Source organism: Aeoliella mucimassa (assembly GCF_007748035.1).
Lineage (GTDB): Bacteria > Planctomycetota > Planctomycetia > Pirellulales > Lacipirellulaceae > Aeoliella > Aeoliella mucimassa.
In genome coordinates this window covers 5,510,387-5,530,016 of sequence record NZ_CP036278.1, presented here as the reverse complement: position 1 = coordinate 5,530,016, position 19,630 = coordinate 5,510,387, and the positions used below count along the sequence as shown (strand labels likewise).

At 60.2% G+C, this 19,630-nt stretch carries 16 protein-coding genes and 1 pseudogene; 8 read left to right on the top strand and 9 right to left on the bottom strand.

What is annotated here, in order from left to right; genetic code table 11:
* Nucleotides 1–106: 106 nt before the first annotated feature.
* The gene (obgE, locus tag Pan181_RS21705; RefSeq protein WP_145250070.1) at nucleotides 107–1,102 is read left to right on the top strand and encodes a GTPase ObgE; all 996 of its coding nucleotides are present in this window, start codon (nucleotides 107–109) and stop codon (nucleotides 1,100–1,102) included.
* Between the two features lie 22 nt (nucleotides 1,103–1,124).
* Here obgE and Pan181_RS21700 read toward each other — a convergent pair whose 3' ends face one another.
* Nucleotides 1,125–2,063, bottom strand: coding sequence for an SDR family oxidoreductase (locus tag Pan181_RS21700; protein ID WP_145250067.1), 939 nt, complete (start codon nucleotides 2,061–2,063; stop codon nucleotides 1,125–1,127).
* A gap of 99 nt (nucleotides 2,064–2,162) precedes the next feature.
* Complete coding sequence (locus tag Pan181_RS21695) at nucleotides 2,163–3,872, bottom strand: ExeA family protein (RefSeq protein ID WP_145250064.1); 1,710 nt, start codon at nucleotides 3,870–3,872, stop codon at nucleotides 2,163–2,165.
* 247 nt (nucleotides 3,873–4,119) lie between these two features.
* On the opposite strand from Pan181_RS21695, the gene Pan181_RS21690 reads away from it, so the two are divergent.
* The 7 genes from Pan181_RS21690 to Pan181_RS21660 all read left to right on the top strand — a co-directional run bounded on the left by Pan181_RS21690 (nucleotide 4,120) and on the right by Pan181_RS21660 (nucleotide 14,631).
* Nucleotides 4,120–4,794 (top strand): phosphoribosylanthranilate isomerase, encoded by a 675-nt coding sequence (locus tag Pan181_RS21690; protein ID WP_145250061.1) that lies wholly within the window; start codon nucleotides 4,120–4,122, stop codon nucleotides 4,792–4,794.
* A gap of 120 nt (nucleotides 4,795–4,914) precedes the next feature.
* Nucleotides 4,915–6,270, top strand: coding sequence for an adenosylhomocysteinase (gene ahcY, locus Pan181_RS21685; protein WP_145250058.1), 1,356 nt, complete (start codon nucleotides 4,915–4,917; stop codon nucleotides 6,268–6,270).
* Between the two features lie 158 nt (nucleotides 6,271–6,428).
* On the top strand, nucleotides 6,429–7,748 hold the full coding sequence (locus Pan181_RS21680) for an MBL fold metallo-hydrolase (protein WP_145250056.1): 1,320 nt from the start codon (nucleotides 6,429–6,431) through the stop codon (nucleotides 7,746–7,748).
* 69 nt (nucleotides 7,749–7,817) lie between these two features.
* A complete protein-coding gene (locus Pan181_RS21675) occupies nucleotides 7,818–10,658 on the top strand; it encodes a hypothetical protein (protein WP_145250053.1) in 2,841 nt (946 codons plus the stop codon).
* A 106-nt stretch (nucleotides 10,659–10,764) separates the two neighbouring features.
* A complete protein-coding gene (locus Pan181_RS21670) occupies nucleotides 10,765–11,481 on the top strand; it encodes a zinc ribbon domain-containing protein (protein WP_197528578.1) in 717 nt (238 codons plus the stop codon).
* Between the two features lie 90 nt (nucleotides 11,482–11,571).
* On the top strand, nucleotides 11,572–12,936 hold the full coding sequence (locus Pan181_RS21665) for a DUF1015 domain-containing protein (protein ID WP_145250047.1): 1,365 nt from the start codon (nucleotides 11,572–11,574) through the stop codon (nucleotides 12,934–12,936).
* 363 nt (nucleotides 12,937–13,299) lie between these two features.
* On the top strand, nucleotides 13,300–14,631 hold the full coding sequence (locus Pan181_RS21660; protein ID WP_145250044.1) for a Gfo/Idh/MocA family protein: 1,332 nt from the start codon (nucleotides 13,300–13,302) through the stop codon (nucleotides 14,629–14,631).
* 206 nt (nucleotides 14,632–14,837) lie between these two features.
* Here the strand turns inward: Pan181_RS21660 and Pan181_RS21655 are convergent, their stop codons facing one another.
* From Pan181_RS21655 to Pan181_RS21625, 7 genes and pseudogenes are all read right to left on the bottom strand, one after another.
* Nucleotides 14,838–15,587 carry a hypothetical protein gene (locus Pan181_RS21655; RefSeq protein ID WP_145250041.1) on the bottom strand — a complete coding sequence of 250 codons (750 nt, stop codon included), beginning with the start codon at nucleotides 15,585–15,587 and terminating at the stop codon, nucleotides 14,838–14,840.
* On the bottom strand, nucleotides 15,580–16,335 hold the full coding sequence (locus Pan181_RS21650) for a hypothetical protein (protein WP_145250038.1): 756 nt from the start codon (nucleotides 16,333–16,335) through the stop codon (nucleotides 15,580–15,582). The genes Pan181_RS21655 and Pan181_RS21650 overlap by 8 nt, the downstream gene beginning before the upstream one ends.
* On the bottom strand, nucleotides 16,328–16,819 hold the full coding sequence (locus Pan181_RS21645) for a hypothetical protein (protein ID WP_145250035.1): 492 nt from the start codon (nucleotides 16,817–16,819) through the stop codon (nucleotides 16,328–16,330). The genes Pan181_RS21650 and Pan181_RS21645 overlap by 8 nt, the downstream gene beginning before the upstream one ends.
* 100 nt (nucleotides 16,820–16,919) lie before the next feature.
* Nucleotides 16,920–17,668 (bottom strand): annotated as a pseudogene (locus Pan181_RS21640) (IS5 family transposase).
* Between the two features lie 58 nt (nucleotides 17,669–17,726).
* Complete coding sequence (locus Pan181_RS21635) at nucleotides 17,727–17,954, bottom strand: hypothetical protein (protein WP_145250032.1); 228 nt, start codon at nucleotides 17,952–17,954, stop codon at nucleotides 17,727–17,729.
* Entirely contained in the window at nucleotides 17,947–18,714 is a 768-nt protein-coding gene (locus tag Pan181_RS21630) for a hypothetical protein (protein ID WP_145250029.1), read from the bottom strand. Before Pan181_RS21630 ends, Pan181_RS21635 begins: the two co-directional genes overlap by 8 nt.
* Nucleotides 18,711–19,472 carry a hypothetical protein gene (locus Pan181_RS21625; RefSeq protein ID WP_145250026.1) on the bottom strand — a complete coding sequence of 254 codons (762 nt, stop codon included), beginning with the start codon at nucleotides 19,470–19,472 and terminating at the stop codon, nucleotides 18,711–18,713. The genes Pan181_RS21630 and Pan181_RS21625 overlap by 4 nt, the downstream gene beginning before the upstream one ends.
* Nucleotides 19,473–19,630: the final 158 nt, after the last annotated feature.

Below are 19,630 nucleotides of genomic sequence, written 5' to 3'. Positions count from 1 at the left end.
CATCGCTAGCTGGGTGCCGCCAACCGAACAGTCGCAGAGGGACGCCAGGTGCGTCCCTTTGTTTTTGCGCTAGCCATTCCTACCCCGCCTGTCCCACGCTAAGTTCATGTTTGTCGACCGCGTAGAAATCGAATTGCAAGCCGGCCGCGGTGGCGACGGGTGCGTGAGCTTTCGTCGCGAGAAGTTCATCCCCCGCGGTGGTCCCGACGGCGGCGACGGCGGCAACGGTGGCAGCATCATCGTCGTGGCCGAAGCCGGAGTCGACAGCCTGGCCGCGATGGCCCATCGTAAACACTGGCGAGCCAAGAGCGGCACGCCTGGCTCTGGCAGCAATCGCCATGGAGCGAACGCCGACGACCTGATCATCCGCGTCCCGCCCGGCACGCTGGTTCGCGACTCCAAACACAATCTCGTGCTCCGCGACTTGGCCAACGCCGGCGACCAGGTAGTAGCCGCCCGCGGCGGGCAGGGTGGCAAAGGCAACGCACGCTTCAAAAGCTCCACGAATCAGGTTCCGCGCGAGTCGACCCCCGGTACCGAAGGCGAGCAGCGAATGATCGTGTTCGAGCTGAAGCTGATTGCCGACGTCGGCCTGCTTGGCAAACCGAACGCGGGCAAGAGCACGCTGCTGAGTCGAGTATCACGGGCGCGGCCCGAGATTGCCAACTACCCGTTCACGACCAAGAAGCCGAACCTCGGTATCGTCCAAGTCGACCTCGACACCGAGTTCGTGATGGCCGACATCCCGGGCCTGATCGAAGGGGCCCATAGCGGCGCCGGCCTGGGGCTCGAGTTCCTCCGGCATGTCGAGCGCACGCGAGTGTTGCTGCATCTGGTCGAGCCGATGCCGATGGATCAATCGGATCCGATGGCCAACTATCAAGCCATCCGCAAGGAACTCGAAGAGTACTCGGCCGATCTGGCGGCCCGCCCCGAAATCATCGCGGTAAGCAAGGCCGAACTCCCCGGCGCGGCCGAACTGGCCGAGCAACTCGCTGCCGAAACAGGCCGCGAAGTGTTTACCTTCTCGGCGGTTACCGGCGAAGGGCTCAAGGAACTACTCGGCCGCACGTTTACGATGCTCAAGGACGCCCCAGAGTAGCAGCCAGCGTTCGAGCGTCCGCTCACTTGGCAATCTCGCGATAGTAATCGATCGATCGCTTGAGCCCCTCGGCAAGATCAACCGATGGCTCGTAGCCCAACAGCTCTTTGGCCTTCGACACGTCGGCCAGGCTATCGCGGACGTCGCCGGCGCGGGCTTCGGCGAAGATCGGTTCGATCTCGGTTCCCAACGCTCCGTTCACGGCCGCGATCAAATCGAGCAGCGTTGCTTGCCGACCGCAGGCGACGTTGATCGACTGGCCGACCGCTTTGGTCGACTCGGCCGCCAGCAGATTGGCCTGCACCACGTCGGCCACGTACACAAAGTCGCGCGACTGCAGTCCGTCGCCGTAAACCGTGGGGCGCTCGCCGGCCAGCATCTTGCTGACGAAGATCGGTATCACGGCCGAGTACTCGCTGGTGGGATCTTGCCGGGGGCCATAGACATTGAAGTACCGCAAGCAAACCGTTTCGAGCCCAAAGCTCTTGGTAAACGCCTGACAGTAGTACTCGCTGGCAATCTTGGCGGCCGCGTAGGGAGAGAGGGGATCGAGCGGGTCGTCCTCGCACTTGATCGGCGTGGGGCGATCGCCATACGCAGCGCTCGAGGCGGCCAGAATCACCCTTCGCGCCCCCGCCTTGTGGGCTTCGGTCAGCACGTTGACCGTCGCGGTCGCGCATTCCGCGTGCGATCGCAACGGATCGCGGACGCTCGCGGGGACCGACGCCAACGCGGCCTCGTGATAGACGACTTCCACCCCTTCGAGGGCCGAGGCCATAATCTTCGCATCGCCGGCGTTGCCTTCAATCAGTTCGACTTTGCCAGCCAGATGGTCGAGGTTGCGACGAAAACCGCTCGACAGGTTGTCGACCACCCGCACCTGCTCGCCCCGCTCGACGAGCGCCGTAGCGATGTGCGATCCAATGAAACCTGCCCCGCCGGTAACTAAGAAGTTCGTCATCGCAGTGAAATCCATCTCCTCACACCAACAGCACCTGTCCAACCTGCAAACAAACGCAGGAAGACTGCTGGCGAGTTACCGGTAAGCGGCGATTGCGTGCTAGTTGTTGTATCGCAGCGTCTTGAACAACTGACGATAGTCGGCGCGATGCGCGGCGGCCGTATCGATCGGCAGCGACATCTCGTCTTCGATCACCAGTATATCGTCTTCGGTCGACAGCGAGTGTTCCGAGGGCTGAGCCGCACGGTCGGCCTCTTCGGCCAGATTGGTCACCTGATCGAACAGTTCTTCTTCGGTATCTTCGTCCAACTCTGTCGGATCGACCGCATGCTCTCCATCGTCCAGTCCATCGACTTCCACCACGCTGAAACCAGCGAATGGTTTCTCCGCTTCCAGCTCCAGTTCCTCCAGCGGTTCGGCTTCGTCGATCACCCCAGCAGGCTGGTTGATGAGCACGCTGTTCTGCTCGACTGGCAAACTCACATTGCTGAGCATCTGCCCCAGATCGGCATCACTGGTGCTGGTAACACGAGGACGCCTTGCCGGAATCGCTTGCTCGAGCGAGGCAAACTCGTTGATCACCACTTCTTCTTCGAAATCGTCACCAAACAGGTCGTCGACACTCGGAGTCGGCTCGACCGGTTGCATGGGCTCCATGGCCACCAACTCGGTGACCGGCTCAACAACGCTGGTAACCGACTCGATCGCAGCAGGCGGTTGCTCTTGAGACTCGGCCACAGGAGTCTCAAACGCTTCGCCTACCTCGATCGAAGCCTCCAGCTCGAGCTCGAGTTCGAGTTCCAGCTCCTCTGCATCCGATTCGCTGTCGGCTTCCGGCTGATGAATACGGGCGGTCACCGGAGAGGTTTCCACGGTCGACTCGGCCAGCTCGTACTCCCCGTCGTCTTCGGAGAGCGGGCCATACTCTACCACCTGCTCTTGCTCGGGCTCGTGCCCCGCGATCTCCGGCGTGTCGGGCAGGTTCCACGGGGTCGGCAGTTGCTGCAGATCGGCCCATGCATTCTCGACGCTTCGCTTCGTGACCTGCAGGTCGCCATGCTCGGCGGCCAACACCAACGCCCGATCGCACACCTGGTTGACCAATCGCGCGATGCCATCGGTCGCCCGAAAAACTGCATCCAGCGCATCGGCAGTGAAGAGTTTGTCGGGATCGACCCCAGCAGCAGCCAGGTGCCCGCGCACCATTTGGGCGGTGTCGCCGTGACTCAAAGGAGACATGTAACAACGAGCCGCGATGCGTTGATTGAAGGCCTCGATCTCGGGCTCGGTGAACGTTTCCTCGAGCGCCTGCGAACCAGCGAGCAACAGCCGCACGACGGGAGTCCCCTGGTAGGCGACATTGCCCAGGATGCGCAGCTCTTCGAGCAGCCGCACCGGCAGCGACTGGGCTTCGTCGACCAGTAGCAACATGCCCGTGGTGCGAACATCGCCCGACGATAAGTAGTCCATCAAAGCGAGTCGCAGGTCGCCTTCGTCGCGCTGACGATAAGGCTGACCCAGCTCAAACAAAATGGACTGCAGCAACGCCCGACGGGTGCAGAGTTGGGCACTGGTGAGACAAACGACCGGGCGGTTCTTGCCGATATCGCCGGCAAGCACCTGCAAGAGCATCGACTTGCCAGTGCCAGGCGCGCCGATCAGCAAGGCAGGGCCTTCGCCGCGATCGAGACAGCGTCCGAGGATGCCGCGCGCCTCTTCGGCAGCAGCAGCAGGATAGTAGCGATCCACCCGGGCATGAGTTGGGAACACACGCTCCGTGGCGCGGGCCAGATCGGCAATCGTAGGCATCGGTTCATCCTTGAGGGGGGAGTGGCTTGGTCGTACCGCCTTGGTACACAGTCGCGTACCTCGTCGTTTCCATCGGCCAGGTTGTACGGCTAACTCCAATCGGGGAAAAAGGTTAAACTAAACCCCATAAGTCTCTAATCGGCAGCTAGCGAAGCGCGACATTCGCCTCGCTGATCGATTCGTAAAGATCGTCACCTCCCGGGCGGCTCGCACCCCTCGTTTTCTAGTACTTATATAGGCGCATTTGATGCCGATCCCCTTTCGTATAAAAGTGTGCGGACTTACCTCCCGCGAGCAGATGGTGTCGGTGGTCGAAGCGGGGGCCGACGCGTTGGGACTGAACTACTACGAAAAGAGCAAACGCTTTGTCGGCGAGTGGAAACTGCCACCGCTCGGCGAGTTGGAGGACATCGGCCAGCAAGCGATCACGCTCGTGGGACTCTTCGTGAACCACCCTGTAGAGGTAGTGAACTACACGGCCGCTCGCGTCGGCTTGCGATGGGTGCAGCTGCACGGCGACGAGCCCCCTGAGTATTTACCGTTACTCGATCCGAGCTTGAAGATCATGCGGGCGTATCGCACCGACAACTGGGAGCGAGTGCTAGCAGACCTCGACGCGTGTCGCTCGTGCGGGCGAAACCCCGATGCGATCTTGCTGGATGCCAACGTACTCGGCCACTACGGTGGCACTGGTGAAACGGCCGACTGGCAAGCATTTGCCGACCGCGATCGCGAGCAACAACTGCCGCCGCTCATTCTGGCCGGAGGGCTGACGCCCGAGAACGTTGCCGAGGCGATTCGCGTCGTGCAACCCGACGGGGTCGACGTCGCCAGCGGTGTCGAAAGCACACCTGGCATCAAGGATATCGAGCGCGTGAAGCAATTTGTCAGCGCGGCAAAATCCGCTTTGCATCCCGCCTAACCCGCTTTCCAATGCGGGCGGGTGCCCCTACACTAAGTAGTCTTGCCGAATTGGAATCAATAGAAGCGGCCGACCTTCAGGTCGGCTGCAACACACCCCCAGCCACGGAGTTACTTAGACGTGCCTGAACTCGAAACCGCAAAGCTGCCGTACAAAGTTCTGGATTGCACCCCGGAAGAATTCGAGCGGTTGGCCGCTTGGGGTCGCAAAGAAATTGAACTGGCCGAAAACGAAATGCCAGGCTTGATGGCTTTGCGCGAAAAGTATGGAAAAGAAAAACCGCTTACGGGCGCCCGCATCGCTGGCTGCCTGCACATGACCATTCAGACCGCGGTTCTGATTGAAACCCTGGTCGAGCTTGGTGCCGAAGTAACCTGGAGCAGCTGCAATATTTTCAGCACCCAGGATCACGCCGCGGTGGCGATCGCCAAGGCAGGCATTCCCGTTTACGCCTGGAAGGGCATGAGCGAGGAAGAGTTCGATTGGTGCATCGAGCAAACGCTGCACTTCCCTAGCGGCGAACCACTGAACCTGATCCTCGACGACGGTGGCGACCTGACCTTCATGGTCCACAAGAAGTTCCCCGAACTCTTGGGCGAGATCAAAGGCCTGAGCGAAGAGACCACCACCGGTGTTCACCGCCTGTACCAGATGCACGCCAAGGGCGAGCTGAAGTGCCCGGCGATCAACGTGAACGACTCGGTGACCAAGAGCAAGTTCGACAACCTGTACGGCTGCCGCGAGTCGCTGGCCGACGGCATCAAGCGTGCTACCGACATCATGGTAGCTGGCAAGGTGTGCGTCGTGGCTGGTTACGGCGACGTCGGCAAGGGCAGTGCCCAGAGCCTGCGTGGTTTCGGCGCTCGCGTGCTGGTCACCGAAATCGATCCGATTATCGCCCTGCAAGCGGCGATGGAAGGTTTCGAAGTCACCACGATGGAAGACGCAGTGACTGAAGGCGACATCTTCGTCACCACCACTGGCAACCGCGACATCATCACTGGCGAGCACATGAGCCAGATGAAGAACGACGCGATCGTCTGCAACATCGGCCACTTCGATCTCGAGATCGACATGGCTTGGCTCGAAGGCCAAGTGAAGGATGGCAAGGTCACCAAGACCAACATCAAGCCTCCTCGCGAAGGTGCGGTCGACAAGTACACCTTTGCCGATGGTCACTCGATTCTCATCCTGGCCCAGGGCCGGTTGGTGAATCTTGGTTGTGCCACGGGTCACCCCTCGTTCGTGATGAGTGCCTCGTTCACCAACCAGGTGATGGCTCAACTCGCGCTGTGGGGCGAGGACGAAGAGTTCCCCGTCGGCGTCCACGTGCTGCCGAAGTACCTCGACGAAGAGGTCGCCCGTCTGCACCTCGGCAAGCTTGGGGTGAAGCTCACCAAGATGACCGATACCCAGAGCGAGTACCTCGGCGTGCCGGTCGATGGCCCTTACAAGCCCGACCACTACCGCTACTAAGAGGGATGAGGGTTCAGGAATCAGGAACCTGATTGCTGAATCTCAACATGAAACACAAAGCCGCCGAGGCGCTGCCTCGGCGGTTTTTTTATGCGCGGCACTCACGACGCGGCGGTACAATCGCAACGTGATACTTACTTATATAGGGGAGTAAATCGATGCGATTTTTGGCCAGTTTCGTCGTTGCTTGCGTCTTCGCCGCTCAGGGGTTAGCACAATATAACGTGCCAAGTATTTCAGCAGAGGTTCCCGATCGTCACGCCGTCGCCATCCGCTGGTGGGGGCAAGGGATGGTCAGCATTGAGACCTACTGGAACTTGAAGGTAGTGATCGATCCCATCAGCAAAAAGAGTGGTTCCGCGCTGCCTGATGTGGAAGCGGATTTGGTGCTGTTGTCCCATGAGCACACCGATCAAAACAACGTCGATGGAGTGAAGCGCGAGCCGCATCTGGTCCGGGGGATCGATGAATCGGGAAAACACTGCCACATCAATCACCGATTTGATCGAGTGGAAAACTCTCTCGAATGCCAGTGGTGGGAGGATACCAAAGCCAACGTCGACAAACGCACCAGCCACACGATTGGCGTCTATGCGATTCCTGCCTGGCGCAACAACGCCGAAGGGTCGGCACGTGTCTCGGCCGCAATGTTCAAGATCACCGTCGATGGCGTCACCATTCTCTATTGCGGAAGTCTGGGGCAAGCGGAACTTACTGACGAGCAACTCAAGAAAATTCACAAAGTGGATGTGCTGCTGGTGTCGACCGCTGCGGCCGAAGACCAACTTCATTCGCCAGCGACTCGGATTAGCCAGCAAGTCAAGCCAAGATTCATCGTGCCTATCGACTATGAACCGAAAGAATCAATCGGCGACGTCATGGGTATCGACGCCATGTGGAGGGTGGAGGAGCGGGACCACAACACACTGGCAGTTTGCCAATCGCAACAGCCAGTGTTTGGTAGTAAGCTGGTTTTCCTATCGCCGGAACCCTACCAACCCACTGGCGAACTTGCCGAACTCTTAACCAAAATGGACGCTGCCTGCAAAGCGTCGCAAAAGGTCTTCGCCCCGCTATCGGCGAATCAGTTGAACTGGCAACCACCCAATGGCACCCACACTCCTCGGTGGAACGTGGAGCACATGTTGGGTCGGCAGTTGGGGTTCTTCAGCCAGATCTACGCGACGATCGATCCCGATACGTTCGCCCACGTCGACCTGAACCCGGCGCAGATGCCGCCCGACTACAAGGCCGCGCACCCCAACTGGGACGGCGCCGAGGATGCTCGGCAAATGGAGCGGGCGAATGCCTACGTGCGGCGGTTCGCTTATTTACTGGAGGGGGTCGACCTCGATGCCAAGGCCCCCGGCAGTTTCTGGACTCCCCGCAAACTGCTAGAACAAATGGACCGTCATTTCGCGGAACACACCGCCAACGTCGAGCGGAAATTCGAACTCGAGGGCTGGCCCAAGGAGTAGGACGCCTGGCGGATTCTTGTTAAACTCGCAGTGCTAGCATCGATGCCCTGGTTCTGCGGAGAGAGACACATGCGTTTTCTGCTGACGAGTCTTTTGGTCGGATTCACTTGTCTGGTGTTGGCCATCCCGGCCGCGGCTCGCACGACGATGCCGATCGGCAGGCATGGCGCCAAGTTCACGACCGACGAAGATTGGAAGCGCCGGCAGATCCTCCCCAACCTGGGCCGCGACCAATTCATCCTCGGCGGCGGCCGTGGCATCTTCATGGTGATTGTCGAGGCTCCGCAGCTTCTCGAAAACGAGGAAGAGTTTCGCCTGACTCTCAAGAACTCGATGGCTGTCATCACAGTGAAGACTCGCCCACGAGGCCGAATACTCTACAATCGCAAAGCCGACTTTGGCTACGCCCGCGCGTTCATGGACGCCGACATCGACAACGCCGAACTGGTCTACAGCTTCCAACTGCTCGCCCGCGATGGACTACGGTACCAGATCATCGCCTGGACCTCTCGCTCGAAAGCCGACGAGTTGGAAAAGCAGCTCACCGCGGTGGTCGACGAGTTCAGCTTCCCCGCGGCCGGCTCGGCGTGGGACAAGAAGACGGTGCCGCGCGAAGTGACGCATCACCTGCCGGGGGTTTCGCTGAGTTTCAAAATTCGCGACTCGGTGCACCAGCCCACGGAAATCCCCCAAGCCATCTTTGCTTACGGCAGCGAGGACGACATGCATGGCATCTTCGCCTACGAAATGCCAGGCACGCTCGCAAACATCGACTACTTCCTCGACCGCGAACTCCAGGACCTCAATCAAAACGATTCCGAGGAGTACAAGGAACACTCCCGCAAGGACGTTCGCTACGGCGATACCCCAGGCCGGTGCCTGGTGGCCGCGAGCGACACGTTTACGGTGCACATAACCGTGCTGCAACTACCAGGCAATCGGTTGCTTGAGCTTCGCTACGCCCACTCCGGCGCGCCCGACCTGAAGCGGTTCGACCGCGATTTGTTTTGGGACACCTTGAAAATCAACCCGGTCGAATCGGGACTCGATCTCCCTGAGCACTACTTGGAAGTTGAAGCGAGCGCGTTAAATAAGTATCAGCAGGAAGTAGCCGAACTTTCGACCGACCTCTTCGCGGTCGAGAACAGCACCGTGCTCAGCCTGACTCGTTACGACGACCAGCGGTACCTGATCGCCAACTACCACGAAGCCTCGCTGGTGGGTCCTGGTGGAAAAGAGGTGCTCTACAGCACCGACGACTGGACTCCGATGCCATCGATTGCGAAGTGGCAAGATGTTTGGATTCTGGCCGATGGCACCGGTGAGCAGATCGATCTCGAGTCGCATGAACCATGCGACTTGGAACTCAAGCCACTGCTTCTCGCGTCGTTCGAAGACCAGCTTTACTACGTACCAGTGATCCGCCCCGAGGCCTTGCCGGGATACGACAGCATCACTTCCGGCCAAGGCGATGAGCTGCATGTGTGCCAAGTGGATGGAACCGACCGGCTGATCGTGCAACTTACCAACCGTCGCATCACTGGCATCTCGATTGCTCCCTCGGGCACCGATGCCTTGCTGCGGACTCGTCCGCAGTACGATCCGAACAGCGAGAAGTACCGAATCGACATGAAGCTGGTTCGCGTCACCCTTGCGACCGGGAAGACTCAGGAGATGGGCGACTGGGAAACCGTGGAGTGCACCACCAGCACCTCGCGCGGCTGGTTAATTACCGGCACCCCCCAGCACCAACCGCGCGGCATCTACCTGCTAGATGGGTCCGGCAACCTGACCACGCTGCTCACCAGCGACGATGGCATGGGAGTCGAGATCGTCGACAAGAACCTGGTGTACTGCGAGCCCGATATCCGTGAGACTGCTTCCCGGCTCGTGTTCCGCCAGATCGAACTGGCGAACCTCGAACAACGTGGGGCACTGTGCCAGCCTTTCTGTCAGGCGGTGATCAACCGTCTGGCCGAGCAGTGGGCCGCCGAGTCCACCGCCGACGAGCCCCTCGACTCGCCGGAGGCAATCGCTGCGAGTCTCGACCGGGCGTCAGCGCTTTGCGAGAAGCTGGTGGGTTGCCCGCTGCCGACCGAGCCGCTGGAAGTCGACCTGCTCTGCGAAGCCATGCCGTTTGAACCCAATCTATCGCCCGACGCGAATCGGCTGCTGGTAATGATGATCACCCGCGCGCTGCTAGACCAAGGAGCCGAATGGATTGCGTGCGACGACTACGATTCCGACAAGTGGATCGCGCTCGATAAAGGGGTCGTCCTCAACCTGTACGCGGTGGGCTACACGCCCGCTTCGATCTATACCAGCACCTACTACGACTCCGAATCTGGATTGTGGCGACCGGCCTCGACACTGCTAGACGAGGTGCAAGGTCGCCGGTTGCTTTTAGGGCTCGACGCGCAGAAGATCGCCGAGGCATCCAAGGCCAGCGTCTCGGCAGGTGCCGAGAAGCTTGATCTCGACAACGTCGACGCACTTGGTGCGCTGCTCGACGAAGCCCCTCAGAACCTGAAGTTACGTAAAACGGTTTACGACCATCTCGTGACCACAGGTCGCTTCGACCAACTGCTGCAACTGGCAACTCCCCGCATCGCTGGCCCCAACGCGGCCGCGATTGACTACCAGGCTTCGTTCGCGGTCCGCATCCACCAGTGCCCCGACGACGAAACCGCAACCGCGCTGGCCGAGGAGCTTCAGCAGGTGTTGCGGCAGTATCCCACTGAGCCATCGCTCTACTTGCTGCTGGGTACTTTGTACGAACGACTCGATGAGGCTCCCTACCCTCGCAGCCGGGCTTGCTTCAATCGCGTGATCGAAATGGGCTCGTGGAGCGGCGAGGGAAGGCAGGCGGCCGAGCGTCTCGAAGCGATCAACGATGGACCTCAGCCTTAGCTTGAGCAGGGGACATGGGCCAAGGTTTTGGTCGCTCCCAACTTCCGACTATACTGAATCGCTCGAAGTGGCAACGGCCATCGAGTTCAGCAAGGGGGAGTTATTGATGCCAAAGATCGCCTGCCCGGCCTGCGAGAAGGTCTACAACATTCCCGACCAGGCGGTCGGACAGGTCGCTACCTGCAAGTGCGGCAAGAAGTTTCGTTTGGGCAAACGCAAGCCGATCACCGCGCCGAGAGTGGTCGAAGCATCCGAGCCCACTCAGACCGAGGACTCGTTCTGGGACGATGCCTTGAGCGAACCGGTCGTCTCCGCGAGTGTTGCACCGGTTGCTTCAGACCATGGTAAGACGACATCTCGCTCGGCTGCCAAGTCGTCCAGCAGCGCCGAATCTTGGAAAGTGTGGGCCGACTACGGCTTTCGAGCGGCGGCAGTCATGGCCCCATTTGCTGTCTGGCGGATCGCGTACAACACTCTGTCAGAGTCGATGGACGAAGACTCACTCGGTGGGCCAATGCTCTATAGCACCGTGATGTTCCTGGTCGCTTTGGTGGTCGGAGTGACACTGGCGAAGTACGGCATCGGTTTCGATCGCGGATCGATGAAGCATCGACTGACCGGGCTCGGATTGATGTTTGGAGGAATCCTGAGCGCAGCGGTAGGCATTGGCGTAACCATCGCCCTTTCTTCTGCCACCTCGGAGGCGGGGTTCTTCGTGATTGGTGGATTCGGCTTCGGCTTGATCGTCTTCTTCATCGGGATGCTGCAATTCTTATCCGGCCGCAATCTGAAGTCGGAATTCTCGCACACGCGGCACCTCTAGGCTGGCGGGGCTAACAACACTGGTCGCAAATCTGGTAACATCGCCAGTCAGCTTACCCGTATTTTAAGCCCCCTCCCCCCTACGAGCATCATGCCCCAGATTAGTGCTTTCCGCGGCTTGCGTTACAACCTTGGCCAGGTCGGTTCGTTGTCGAGTGTGGTCGCCCCGCCGTACGACGTGATTGATCCCGAGCTGCAGCAGAAGCTCTGCGATGCCAACGAGTACAACGTTGTGCGGCTAATTCTGAATCCCGATCAGCCGGGTGACGACGACCAAAACAACCGCTACACCCGAGCGGCCAAGCTGCTGAAAGCCTGGCAGCGCGACGGCGTGCTGCAGCCCGAGGGCGATCCGGCCATCTACGTGTATCACCAACACTACACGGCCAACGGGCAGGAATACACCCGCCGTGGGTTCATGTGCCGGTGCCGGCTCGAGCGGTTTGGCGAGGGCAACATCTACCCCCACGAGGAGACCCACGGGGGAGCCAAGGCCGACCGCCTGAAACTATGGAAGGCCTGCCGGGCGAACCTGAGCCAGATTTTCGGTCTGTACCCCGACAACATGAATCAGGCCCAAATGATTCTCGATGCGGCCATCGCCGAGAAGACCCCGCTCGAAGCCACCGACCACCTCGGCGTGGTCAATAAGCTGTGGCCGGTGACCGATCTCACCGCGATCAACATGCTCGAAGGAGTACTGGCCCAGCTGCCGGTTTACATTGCCGATGGTCACCACCGCTACGAGACCGCGTGCAATTACCGCGACGAAGTGGCCGCCCAATGGCGCGAGGAGCATGGCGAGGAGCTGCCGGCCGATCATCCCGCGAACTATGTGCTGATGATGTGCGTATCGATGTCGGACCCCGGCATGCAGGTGTTGCCGACTCATCGCCTGTTCCGCGGACTGGCACCGCTCACCGCAGAGCAGCTGGTCGCTCAGCTCGGCGACGCCTTCGAAACCGAACCTGCCGGCAATGGTCCGGACCGGGCGATCAGCCTGTGGGAGGAAATTGAAGTCGAGGACGAACAAGGTACCATGGCGTTCTACACCGCCGAGGACGACGCCTGGACCCTCGCCCGCGTGACCGAAGCAGGGCGTGAGAAACTGGCCGAGGTTGCGACCGATCGCTCCAGCGACTGGCAGTCGCTCGGCGTGAGCATCCTGCACCGACTGGTGATGGACACCCTGCTCGGCGCGTCCGACTTGCCGGCTCCCAAGTACGTGCGGGCCCTCGACGAAGTTCCCCCCGGACTGAAGGAAGGCGACTCGGCCGGCCGCGACCTGACTGGCCAAGAAGGATCGGGCGGGCGGTTCGAACTCGCCTGTTTGGTGATGCCGGCCACACTGGAGCACATCCGTCAGATCAGCTCGCACGGCGAACGCATGCCGGCCAAGAGCACCTACTTCTATCCCAAGGTGCTCAGCGGTCTGGTGATCAACCCGCTCGAGTAACCCGCCAACAGGGTGGGTGCAAAGTTTGCCTGGTTCGCCTCGTTCCACGTGCAACATCCCACCGCCCTGCAGAGCCAGCTGGGTGATGTTTCACATGAAACAAGTGGGAAGACCTGGCAACCCACGCGTTTCACATGGAACGCGAAGCCTGCGAAACCTAGAGAACCTGTTCCACGTGGAACATGCAATGGGGCTGCGCGGGTACCAATTCGCGTTGGGACTTCGTCCAGAGGTCCAAGGAGCTTCCAGCGATTGGTGGAAGGGGCTGTTTTGCTGCTGGTAAAAAAAGTGGCAACCAGTCGGCAGGTGCGCTATATTGGTGCCCGACCTACCCCCCTCCCCTTCCCACCTGGAGCTTCTCCCATGACCACTCGACCGCAGCAACTCGGACGTCGTCGCTTTTTGCAGGCCAGTATGGCCACCGTGGGTGCGCTGACCCTCGCCCCCGGATTAGCCCGCGCGGCCTCGCCGAACGGAAAGCTTCGCACCGCCCACATCGGCGTGGGAGGCATGGGGCACGCCGACCTGAACTCGATCCGCTCGCACGCGATGGTGGAAGTCGCCGCGTTGTGCGATGTTGACTCGGGCCGCTTGACGGCCGCTGCCAACGAGAATCCTGGCGCGAAAACCTTCGTCGACTACCGGGAGATGATTGACCAACTCGGCGACACCATCGACGCGGTGGTGATCTCGACCCCCGACCACACCCACGCCCCCGCGGCCATGACCGCCATGCTGGCCGGCAAGCCCGTCTACTGCCAGAAGCCGCTCACGCACGAAGTGTTCGAATCTCGCCAGCTCCGCAAGGTAGCCGAAGCCAAGGGATTGGTCACACAGATGGGCGTGCAGATTCACTCCACGGCTCCCTACCGCCGGGCGGTGAAAATGATTCAATCGGGCGTGATCGGCAAGGTGAGCGAAGTGCACGCCTGGTCGAATAAGGACTGGGGCTTCGACGGTGCCGAACTTCCGGCCAGCACTGCCGCGCCGGAATCGCTCGACTGGAATCGCTGGCTCGGGGTTGCAGCCGAGCGTCCCTACGTGCCCGGTGTGTACCACCCTGCGAGCTGGCGGAAGCTCATCGACTTCGGCACCGGCACCCTCGGCGACATGGGCGTGCACATCTTCGACACCCCCTACACCGCGCTGGAGCTGACCGCGCCGAATTGGGCAAAGACCACCTGCCGGCCCCCGACCGGCGTTGGCCATCCGAGCAAGAACATCGTCGAGTACGAGTTCCCCAGCACGAAGTACACAACAAAGACGATGTCGTGGAAGTGGTACGACGGCGGCTTTGCTCCCCCAGCTGAGCTCAAAGAGAAGCTGCCAGCCGACGTCAACCTGCCAGGCCAGGGTTCGCTGTTCGTGGGTGAGAATGGCATGCTGCTGTTGCCGCACGTGGCCGAGCCACAACTCATTGGCGACTTCGGCGACTACAAGCAACCGGAAGTCGAGCATGGCGATCACTACCACCAATGGGTCGATGCCTGCATGGGCAAAGGCGAAGCGAGCATGCCGTTCAGCCTGGCTGGCCCGCTCACCGAAGCCCTGCTGCTAGGTGTGGTTGCGAACCGCTTCCCTGGCACTACCCTTGAGTGGGACGCCGAGGCGCTGCAGGTCACCAATCTGGAAGAAGCCAACGCTCTGATCAAGCGCGACTACCGCTCCGACTTCGCGGTGAAGAACCTCTCATAGGCTCCTATCTGCGAACAGCGACTAAGCACCAAGGCACGCCGGGCGAAAGTTCGGCGTGCCTTGCTTTGTTTGGTGAGCCAGCCACCCAACCTGGTGAACCACTGCGGAGCTGCAACGTACAGAGGATGGGTAAGCTGTTCCACGTGGAACGACAACCTGGTGCACGTGGCCCATCGATCCACTGGCATGGCAAGTTTGCCTGCGCTCTAACTTTGCGTTTGCGTTTTGCACTTGTCGGGAAGCACTCCAACGACCTGGTCGAAGATCGCCAGCTGCAGCGTGATCAGAACACTGACTCCTGCCGCCAAGGAGATCGCCCCCAACCAATAAAGCAGGCCGCTCAGTTTTAACATGGCGACCACCACTGCGATAAAGGTGGTTTGGATTAGCAGGTCTTTCAACTCGAACCGCCACCAGATTCGCGAGCCGCGACCTTCGACCCGTTTGTATTTACGCAGCGACCGGCGCACCATTACCCTCGCTCCTACTCCGCCCGAGAGACCTGCGAGCGTCATGGCGAGCCATCCCAATACGTCGTCGACGTGCCCCGCTCCAATTTGATCCTCCACCACCAGGCAACCCGACATCGCCCCCGCCCAGGTCATGGCGTTGAGCACCGACAACCTTCCGCGAAGCAGCACGTACAGAATCGCGGCAAACAGCGCGAGGAAAATCGCCACGAAGCCAAACGTGAAAAAGGCCAATAAGGTTCCGACGCAGGGAAAGATAAACGTCGCTGGTACTGCCCCTCCGAGCGCGGTGCCGAGCACGCCCGCCCAGTACCCTCGCCAGGCCAGATTCAGCAAGGCATCTACTTCGCTCACCCCTGGGGTCTGCGAATGGATCTTCTGCTGTTCTTTGAGCTCCTGCAGGTACGCATCGTGTTGGTCGCCGATCTGCTCCAGCTCTTCGCGGTCCGACTCGTCGAGTCGCAGCGATTGGGGATCGTCAGGCATAGCCGCGTACCTTTCGCACAAACCGCAACACCATTTGCAGCGTGATCGCTTGGAAGAACAACCACGCGGTCAGATAACTGGCCACCACTCCCGGCGCGGGAGTCACCAGTTTCAACAGTCCCAGGATTCCTGCAACCCAGGCGGTGGCAATCAGCAAGTGACGAATCTCGAACCGCACCCGAGGCCCGCGATTGGCCGATGGTGCTGGGTTGCTCCAAGCCGGATTGGCTGGGGGAATCGTATTCCAAGCCGCCCCGAGTTGCCCACACAAGGTAGCGCACACTGGCCCTATTGCCAGGACGCACCACCACGCAAATTCAAACTCGTTCACAGGCACAAGAAATCCCACGGTGCACAAGAACCCGGTCAAACCTCCTGCAACCGTCGCGACCACCGGCCAGCGACGCTTCGGCGAAGTCGTGCGAGCAATCGCCATGATGATGCCCAGCGAGACCAGCGTCACGGGAGCCACGACCACTGCAAGAACGGCGATGGCAAACACCGGCATATAGATGACCATCGTTACCAGCCCCACCAGCTCGGTCCTTGAGTTGGGCTGATCGTTCACCACCCACATTACGATCAAGAACAGCGCATACACACAAGCATAGAGCACTCCTCCCTTTAGGATGCCAATCAGGGCGACGCCGATTGCATCGTCCGGCTCCCACTCGTACCAGGCGAGCACCTCTTGCGGCGGCTCAATCTCCGTCCCCTCCTCGGGTTGGACCAGCTTGGTGTCACTCATAGCCGCGGACCTTCTTCACGACGACAATCACGATCGCCAGTGTCACCGCCTGGTAGACCAACCACCCGGCAACGATCGCTGCGAACCAGGGGACAAGCAGATTCATCGCTTTGAGCACTCCGAGCAGTGCGGCCACCCAAGCGGTTGCGATCAAGAGTTGGCGGATCTCGAAACGCAATGTCTGCTGCTCCTGCTGTTGATCAGGGACACTTGTACGACGAGTCCTGTTGGAGGAATCCTCCCGATTGGATGCAATCGCCGGCAGGCTCGCCCAGACCGCTCCGATTTGACAACAAAGCGTTGCGCAGGCAGGGCCAAGCAGAAGCCTCAGGATCCAACCACCTTGCCCATCGTAGATCATCAAGCCGGCAACAGACATCGTAGGTACAAATGCGGCCAGCCCTCCGGCTACTCCGGCGATGACCAGCAAATGAGTCTGTCGCAGCGTGGTGCGAGCGATCAGCCAAACGAACAGGTAGCTCATGAACGCAAGCGGCGTGAAGAGCATCCCGAGCAGAAAGAAGCACAAGCTGACATACCAGATCAGTACGAAAAGAAGCTGCAGGACTAGGTCGTGTTGACATTCATGCCAAGCTGATCATGAGTGACGCCAGGCAGAGGAATCCATCGTAGTTTCGATCAGTTTTATCGTATCGTGTAGCGACCCTACGGTAGTGTTTTAACCGGTTGAAGAACCGCTCCACGACATTTCGGAGTTTATAGCGTGTGCGATCGTACCTTTTCTGTCGAAACCCACGGCGAGTCGGAATCACCGGCTTCGCGCCTTGGCGACGAATCTGATCGCGAAACCAATGGCAATCATACCCTTTGTCGGCGACGACGTATTCGGGAGTTAGTCCTTCCAGCAGCGTTTCTGCTTGGTGCATGTCGTGTCGGTTGCCACCCGTCAAAGTCAGACGAACCGGGCGGCCATCGCCCGTTACCGCGGCGTGGACTTTCGTTCCCCAACCTCCGCGCGAGCGGCCCATGGCTTCGCCACCGAGCCCCCTTTTACGCCCGCTGCGTGTTGATGGGCTCGGACCGTTGTCGAGTCGAGTAGCAAGTGCTCCAAGTCGGGCTCTTCGCCCAGAGTCTCCAAGACTTGCCGCCAGACGCCACGCTTGCACCATCGATTGAAACGCTGAAATACCGAATTCCAAGGGCCAAAGCGAGTGGGAAGATCGCGCCACGGCGCGCCTGTGCGGGCGATCCACAACACCGCGTTCACGAACCGACGATTGCTCGCCGCGGTTCGACCGGGATCGCCGGATTTGCCAGGCAAATGGCCTCGAATCTTCAACCATTGTTCGTCTGTCAGTTCGTGCCGTCGCATCTATTCGCTCCTCCATGAGCAGGTAGGGGACGACACCGTGATACCATTTCGACAAAATCTACGCTACATAAATGTCAACACGACCTAACATTCCTCCAGAATCACTCGACGAGAACTGCAGGAGACAAGGTACCAATCCAATCAGCAACGCGTAGGCCCACCCGCCGAACAGCGTGCCGAGCGAGGCCAGTTCGATGTAGGGATAGTAGTAGGATCCCCGCTCGCCAGGTCGGGGGGCCGTGGGCGAGTCGGTCCTAGGTTCGCGTAACAAAGTCTGCTCACTCATAGCCGCGGACCTTCTTCACGACGACAATCACGATCGCCAGCGTCACTGCCTGGTACACAAACCACCCAGCGATGATTGCTGCGAACCAGGGGCCAAGCAGGCTGGTTGCTTTGAGCACTCCGAGCAGTGCGGCCACCCAAGCGGTTGCGATCAAGAGTTGGCGGATCTCGAAACGCAAGCGGAAAGGTGGCTTGCGCGCGCCGGGCACCGGTGGCATCGCTCCTGGAATATCCACTTCCCGTAGAGTGCGATACGTGACTGGCAAGCACATCCAGACCACGCCCATCTGACCGAACACCGTGGCAATAAATGGCCCCCACATCGCCACGAGTTCCAGGTCGCCTCCGCGGCCCCAAATTAGCAACCACAAGATCGAAAGGAATCCAGTGAGCCCGCCCGATACTCCAGCCACCACCAACAGCGGGGCCTGGCGAAACATGGTGCGGGCGACAAGCACCACCAGAGCGTACGAAACAAGGCTCGTCGGCAACGCGATACTGATTGCCATGAAGATTCCGGCGATCAATACGAACAAGCCAATGAGAGCTATTGCCATGAGTTCATCTGTGGAACCGCTCGCTGCTGTTGTCATGACCACAAGGAATCCGATCACCAGGGCGCCCACCAGCACGAAGGCCACCGCCCCCAGCAAGGATCCGACAACAACCCGGCCGGCGAGTTCGCCGGTGTAAGTGGGCGGTTCCCACTTGGGGTCGACCATCGACGACTGCCATCGTCCGGCGACGTTTCGCTCGTTCATGCCAGGTGTCCTTCCTGCCGAGCGGGGGTGTCGAGACCGCGCATCTTCTTCACGACACGGATGGCAATCACTAGCGTCACCGCCTGGTAGACGAACCACCCGGCGACGATCACCGCGCTCCAAGTTCCCAGCAGATCGGTCGCCTTCATCACGGCAAGCACCCCCGCGACCCAGGTGGTGGTCACCAGGATCTGCCGGATGTCGAACTGCAGCCAGGGACGATTCGACAGCTCCTCCGGATCGGCTTTGTTGCCATACGCCAAAGTGGCCGTGGCCCAGACCCCACCGAATTGCAGCACCACGGTCGCCAGGGCGGGTCCCAGTAGTATCGCTTGCAGCGAAGAGGCCGGTTCGAATACCGACCACCAATCAGGATCGACAAACACGACCGACGTACAGACGAACCCCACGAGCCCGCCGGTTCCCCCAGCGACGACCGGCCAGGGCGGTTTGTTGCCCACGGTATAGATCACCACCGAGGCGGCCGCCATCACTAGCATCACGATCGGCAGTAACACAATCACGATCGCCAGCGAAGCGGCCAGCAGCAACAGCAAACTGAACACCACCATGGCTGCCAGTTGCGACACGCCGTCGAGTCCCGATCGGGCGATCGACAGCACCGCTGAGAGTATGAGCACAAGCAATACATAGACGAACGCGGCGACCAGAATGCCCACCAGGGCGGAGCCGGGGCGGGCGTCCTGCGCAGCACGGTACTGCTGCTCGAGGTGCTCTACTGTTTGCTCGTCGTACACCGGATGCTCGCTCCCCTGCTGAAGTGCCGGCGGTCACCTCATGGAGCACTGCGGCAGATCGTTCCTGCAATTCTACCAGCGGGTCGATTCGTTCACCAACCGGTCGGTCGTCAAGCGCGAACTGCCAAAAGACGTGGGAGAGTGTAAGCGTCACAATT

What these genes read in the sequence shown, in the direction of transcription:
- Pan181_RS21695 (WP_145250064.1), bottom strand. Translation starts at nt 3,872, where the DNA reads ATGCCTACGATTGCCGATCTGGCCCGCGCCACGGAGCGTGTGTTCCCA.
- Pan181_RS21655 (WP_145250041.1), bottom strand. Translation starts at nt 15,587, where the DNA reads ATGCCTGACGATCCCCAATCGCTGCGACTCGACGAGTCGGACCGCGAA.
- Pan181_RS21675 (WP_145250053.1), top strand. Translation starts at nt 7,818, where the DNA reads ATGCGTTTTCTGCTGACGAGTCTTTTGGTCGGATTCACTTGTCTGGTG.
- obgE (WP_145250070.1), top strand. Translation starts at nt 107, where the DNA reads ATGTTTGTCGACCGCGTAGAAATCGAATTGCAAGCCGGCCGCGGTGGC.
- Pan181_RS21680 (WP_145250056.1), top strand. Translation starts at nt 6,429, where the DNA reads ATGCGATTTTTGGCCAGTTTCGTCGTTGCTTGCGTCTTCGCCGCTCAG.
- Pan181_RS21700 (WP_145250067.1), bottom strand. Translation starts at nt 2,063, where the DNA reads ATGACGAACTTCTTAGTTACCGGCGGGGCAGGTTTCATTGGATCGCAC.
- Pan181_RS21690 (WP_145250061.1), top strand. Translation starts at nt 4,120, where the DNA reads ATGCCGATCCCCTTTCGTATAAAAGTGTGCGGACTTACCTCCCGCGAG.
- Pan181_RS21665 (WP_145250047.1), top strand. Translation starts at nt 11,572, where the DNA reads ATGCCCCAGATTAGTGCTTTCCGCGGCTTGCGTTACAACCTTGGCCAG.
- Pan181_RS21630 (WP_145250029.1), bottom strand. Translation starts at nt 18,714, where the DNA reads ATGAACGAGCGAAACGTCGCCGGACGATGGCAGTCGTCGATGGTCGAC.
- Pan181_RS21635 (WP_145250032.1), bottom strand. Translation starts at nt 17,954, where the DNA reads ATGAGTGAGCAGACTTTGTTACGCGAACCTAGGACCGACTCGCCCACG.
- Pan181_RS21645 (WP_145250035.1), bottom strand. Translation starts at nt 16,819, where the DNA reads ATGAGCTACCTGTTCGTTTGGCTGATCGCTCGCACCACGCTGCGACAG.
- Pan181_RS21670 (WP_197528578.1), top strand. Translation starts at nt 10,765, where the DNA reads ATGCCAAAGATCGCCTGCCCGGCCTGCGAGAAGGTCTACAACATTCCC.
- Pan181_RS21650 (WP_145250038.1), bottom strand. Translation starts at nt 16,335, where the DNA reads ATGAGTGACACCAAGCTGGTCCAACCCGAGGAGGGGACGGAGATTGAG.
- Pan181_RS21660 (WP_145250044.1), top strand. Translation starts at nt 13,300, where the DNA reads ATGACCACTCGACCGCAGCAACTCGGACGTCGTCGCTTTTTGCAGGCC.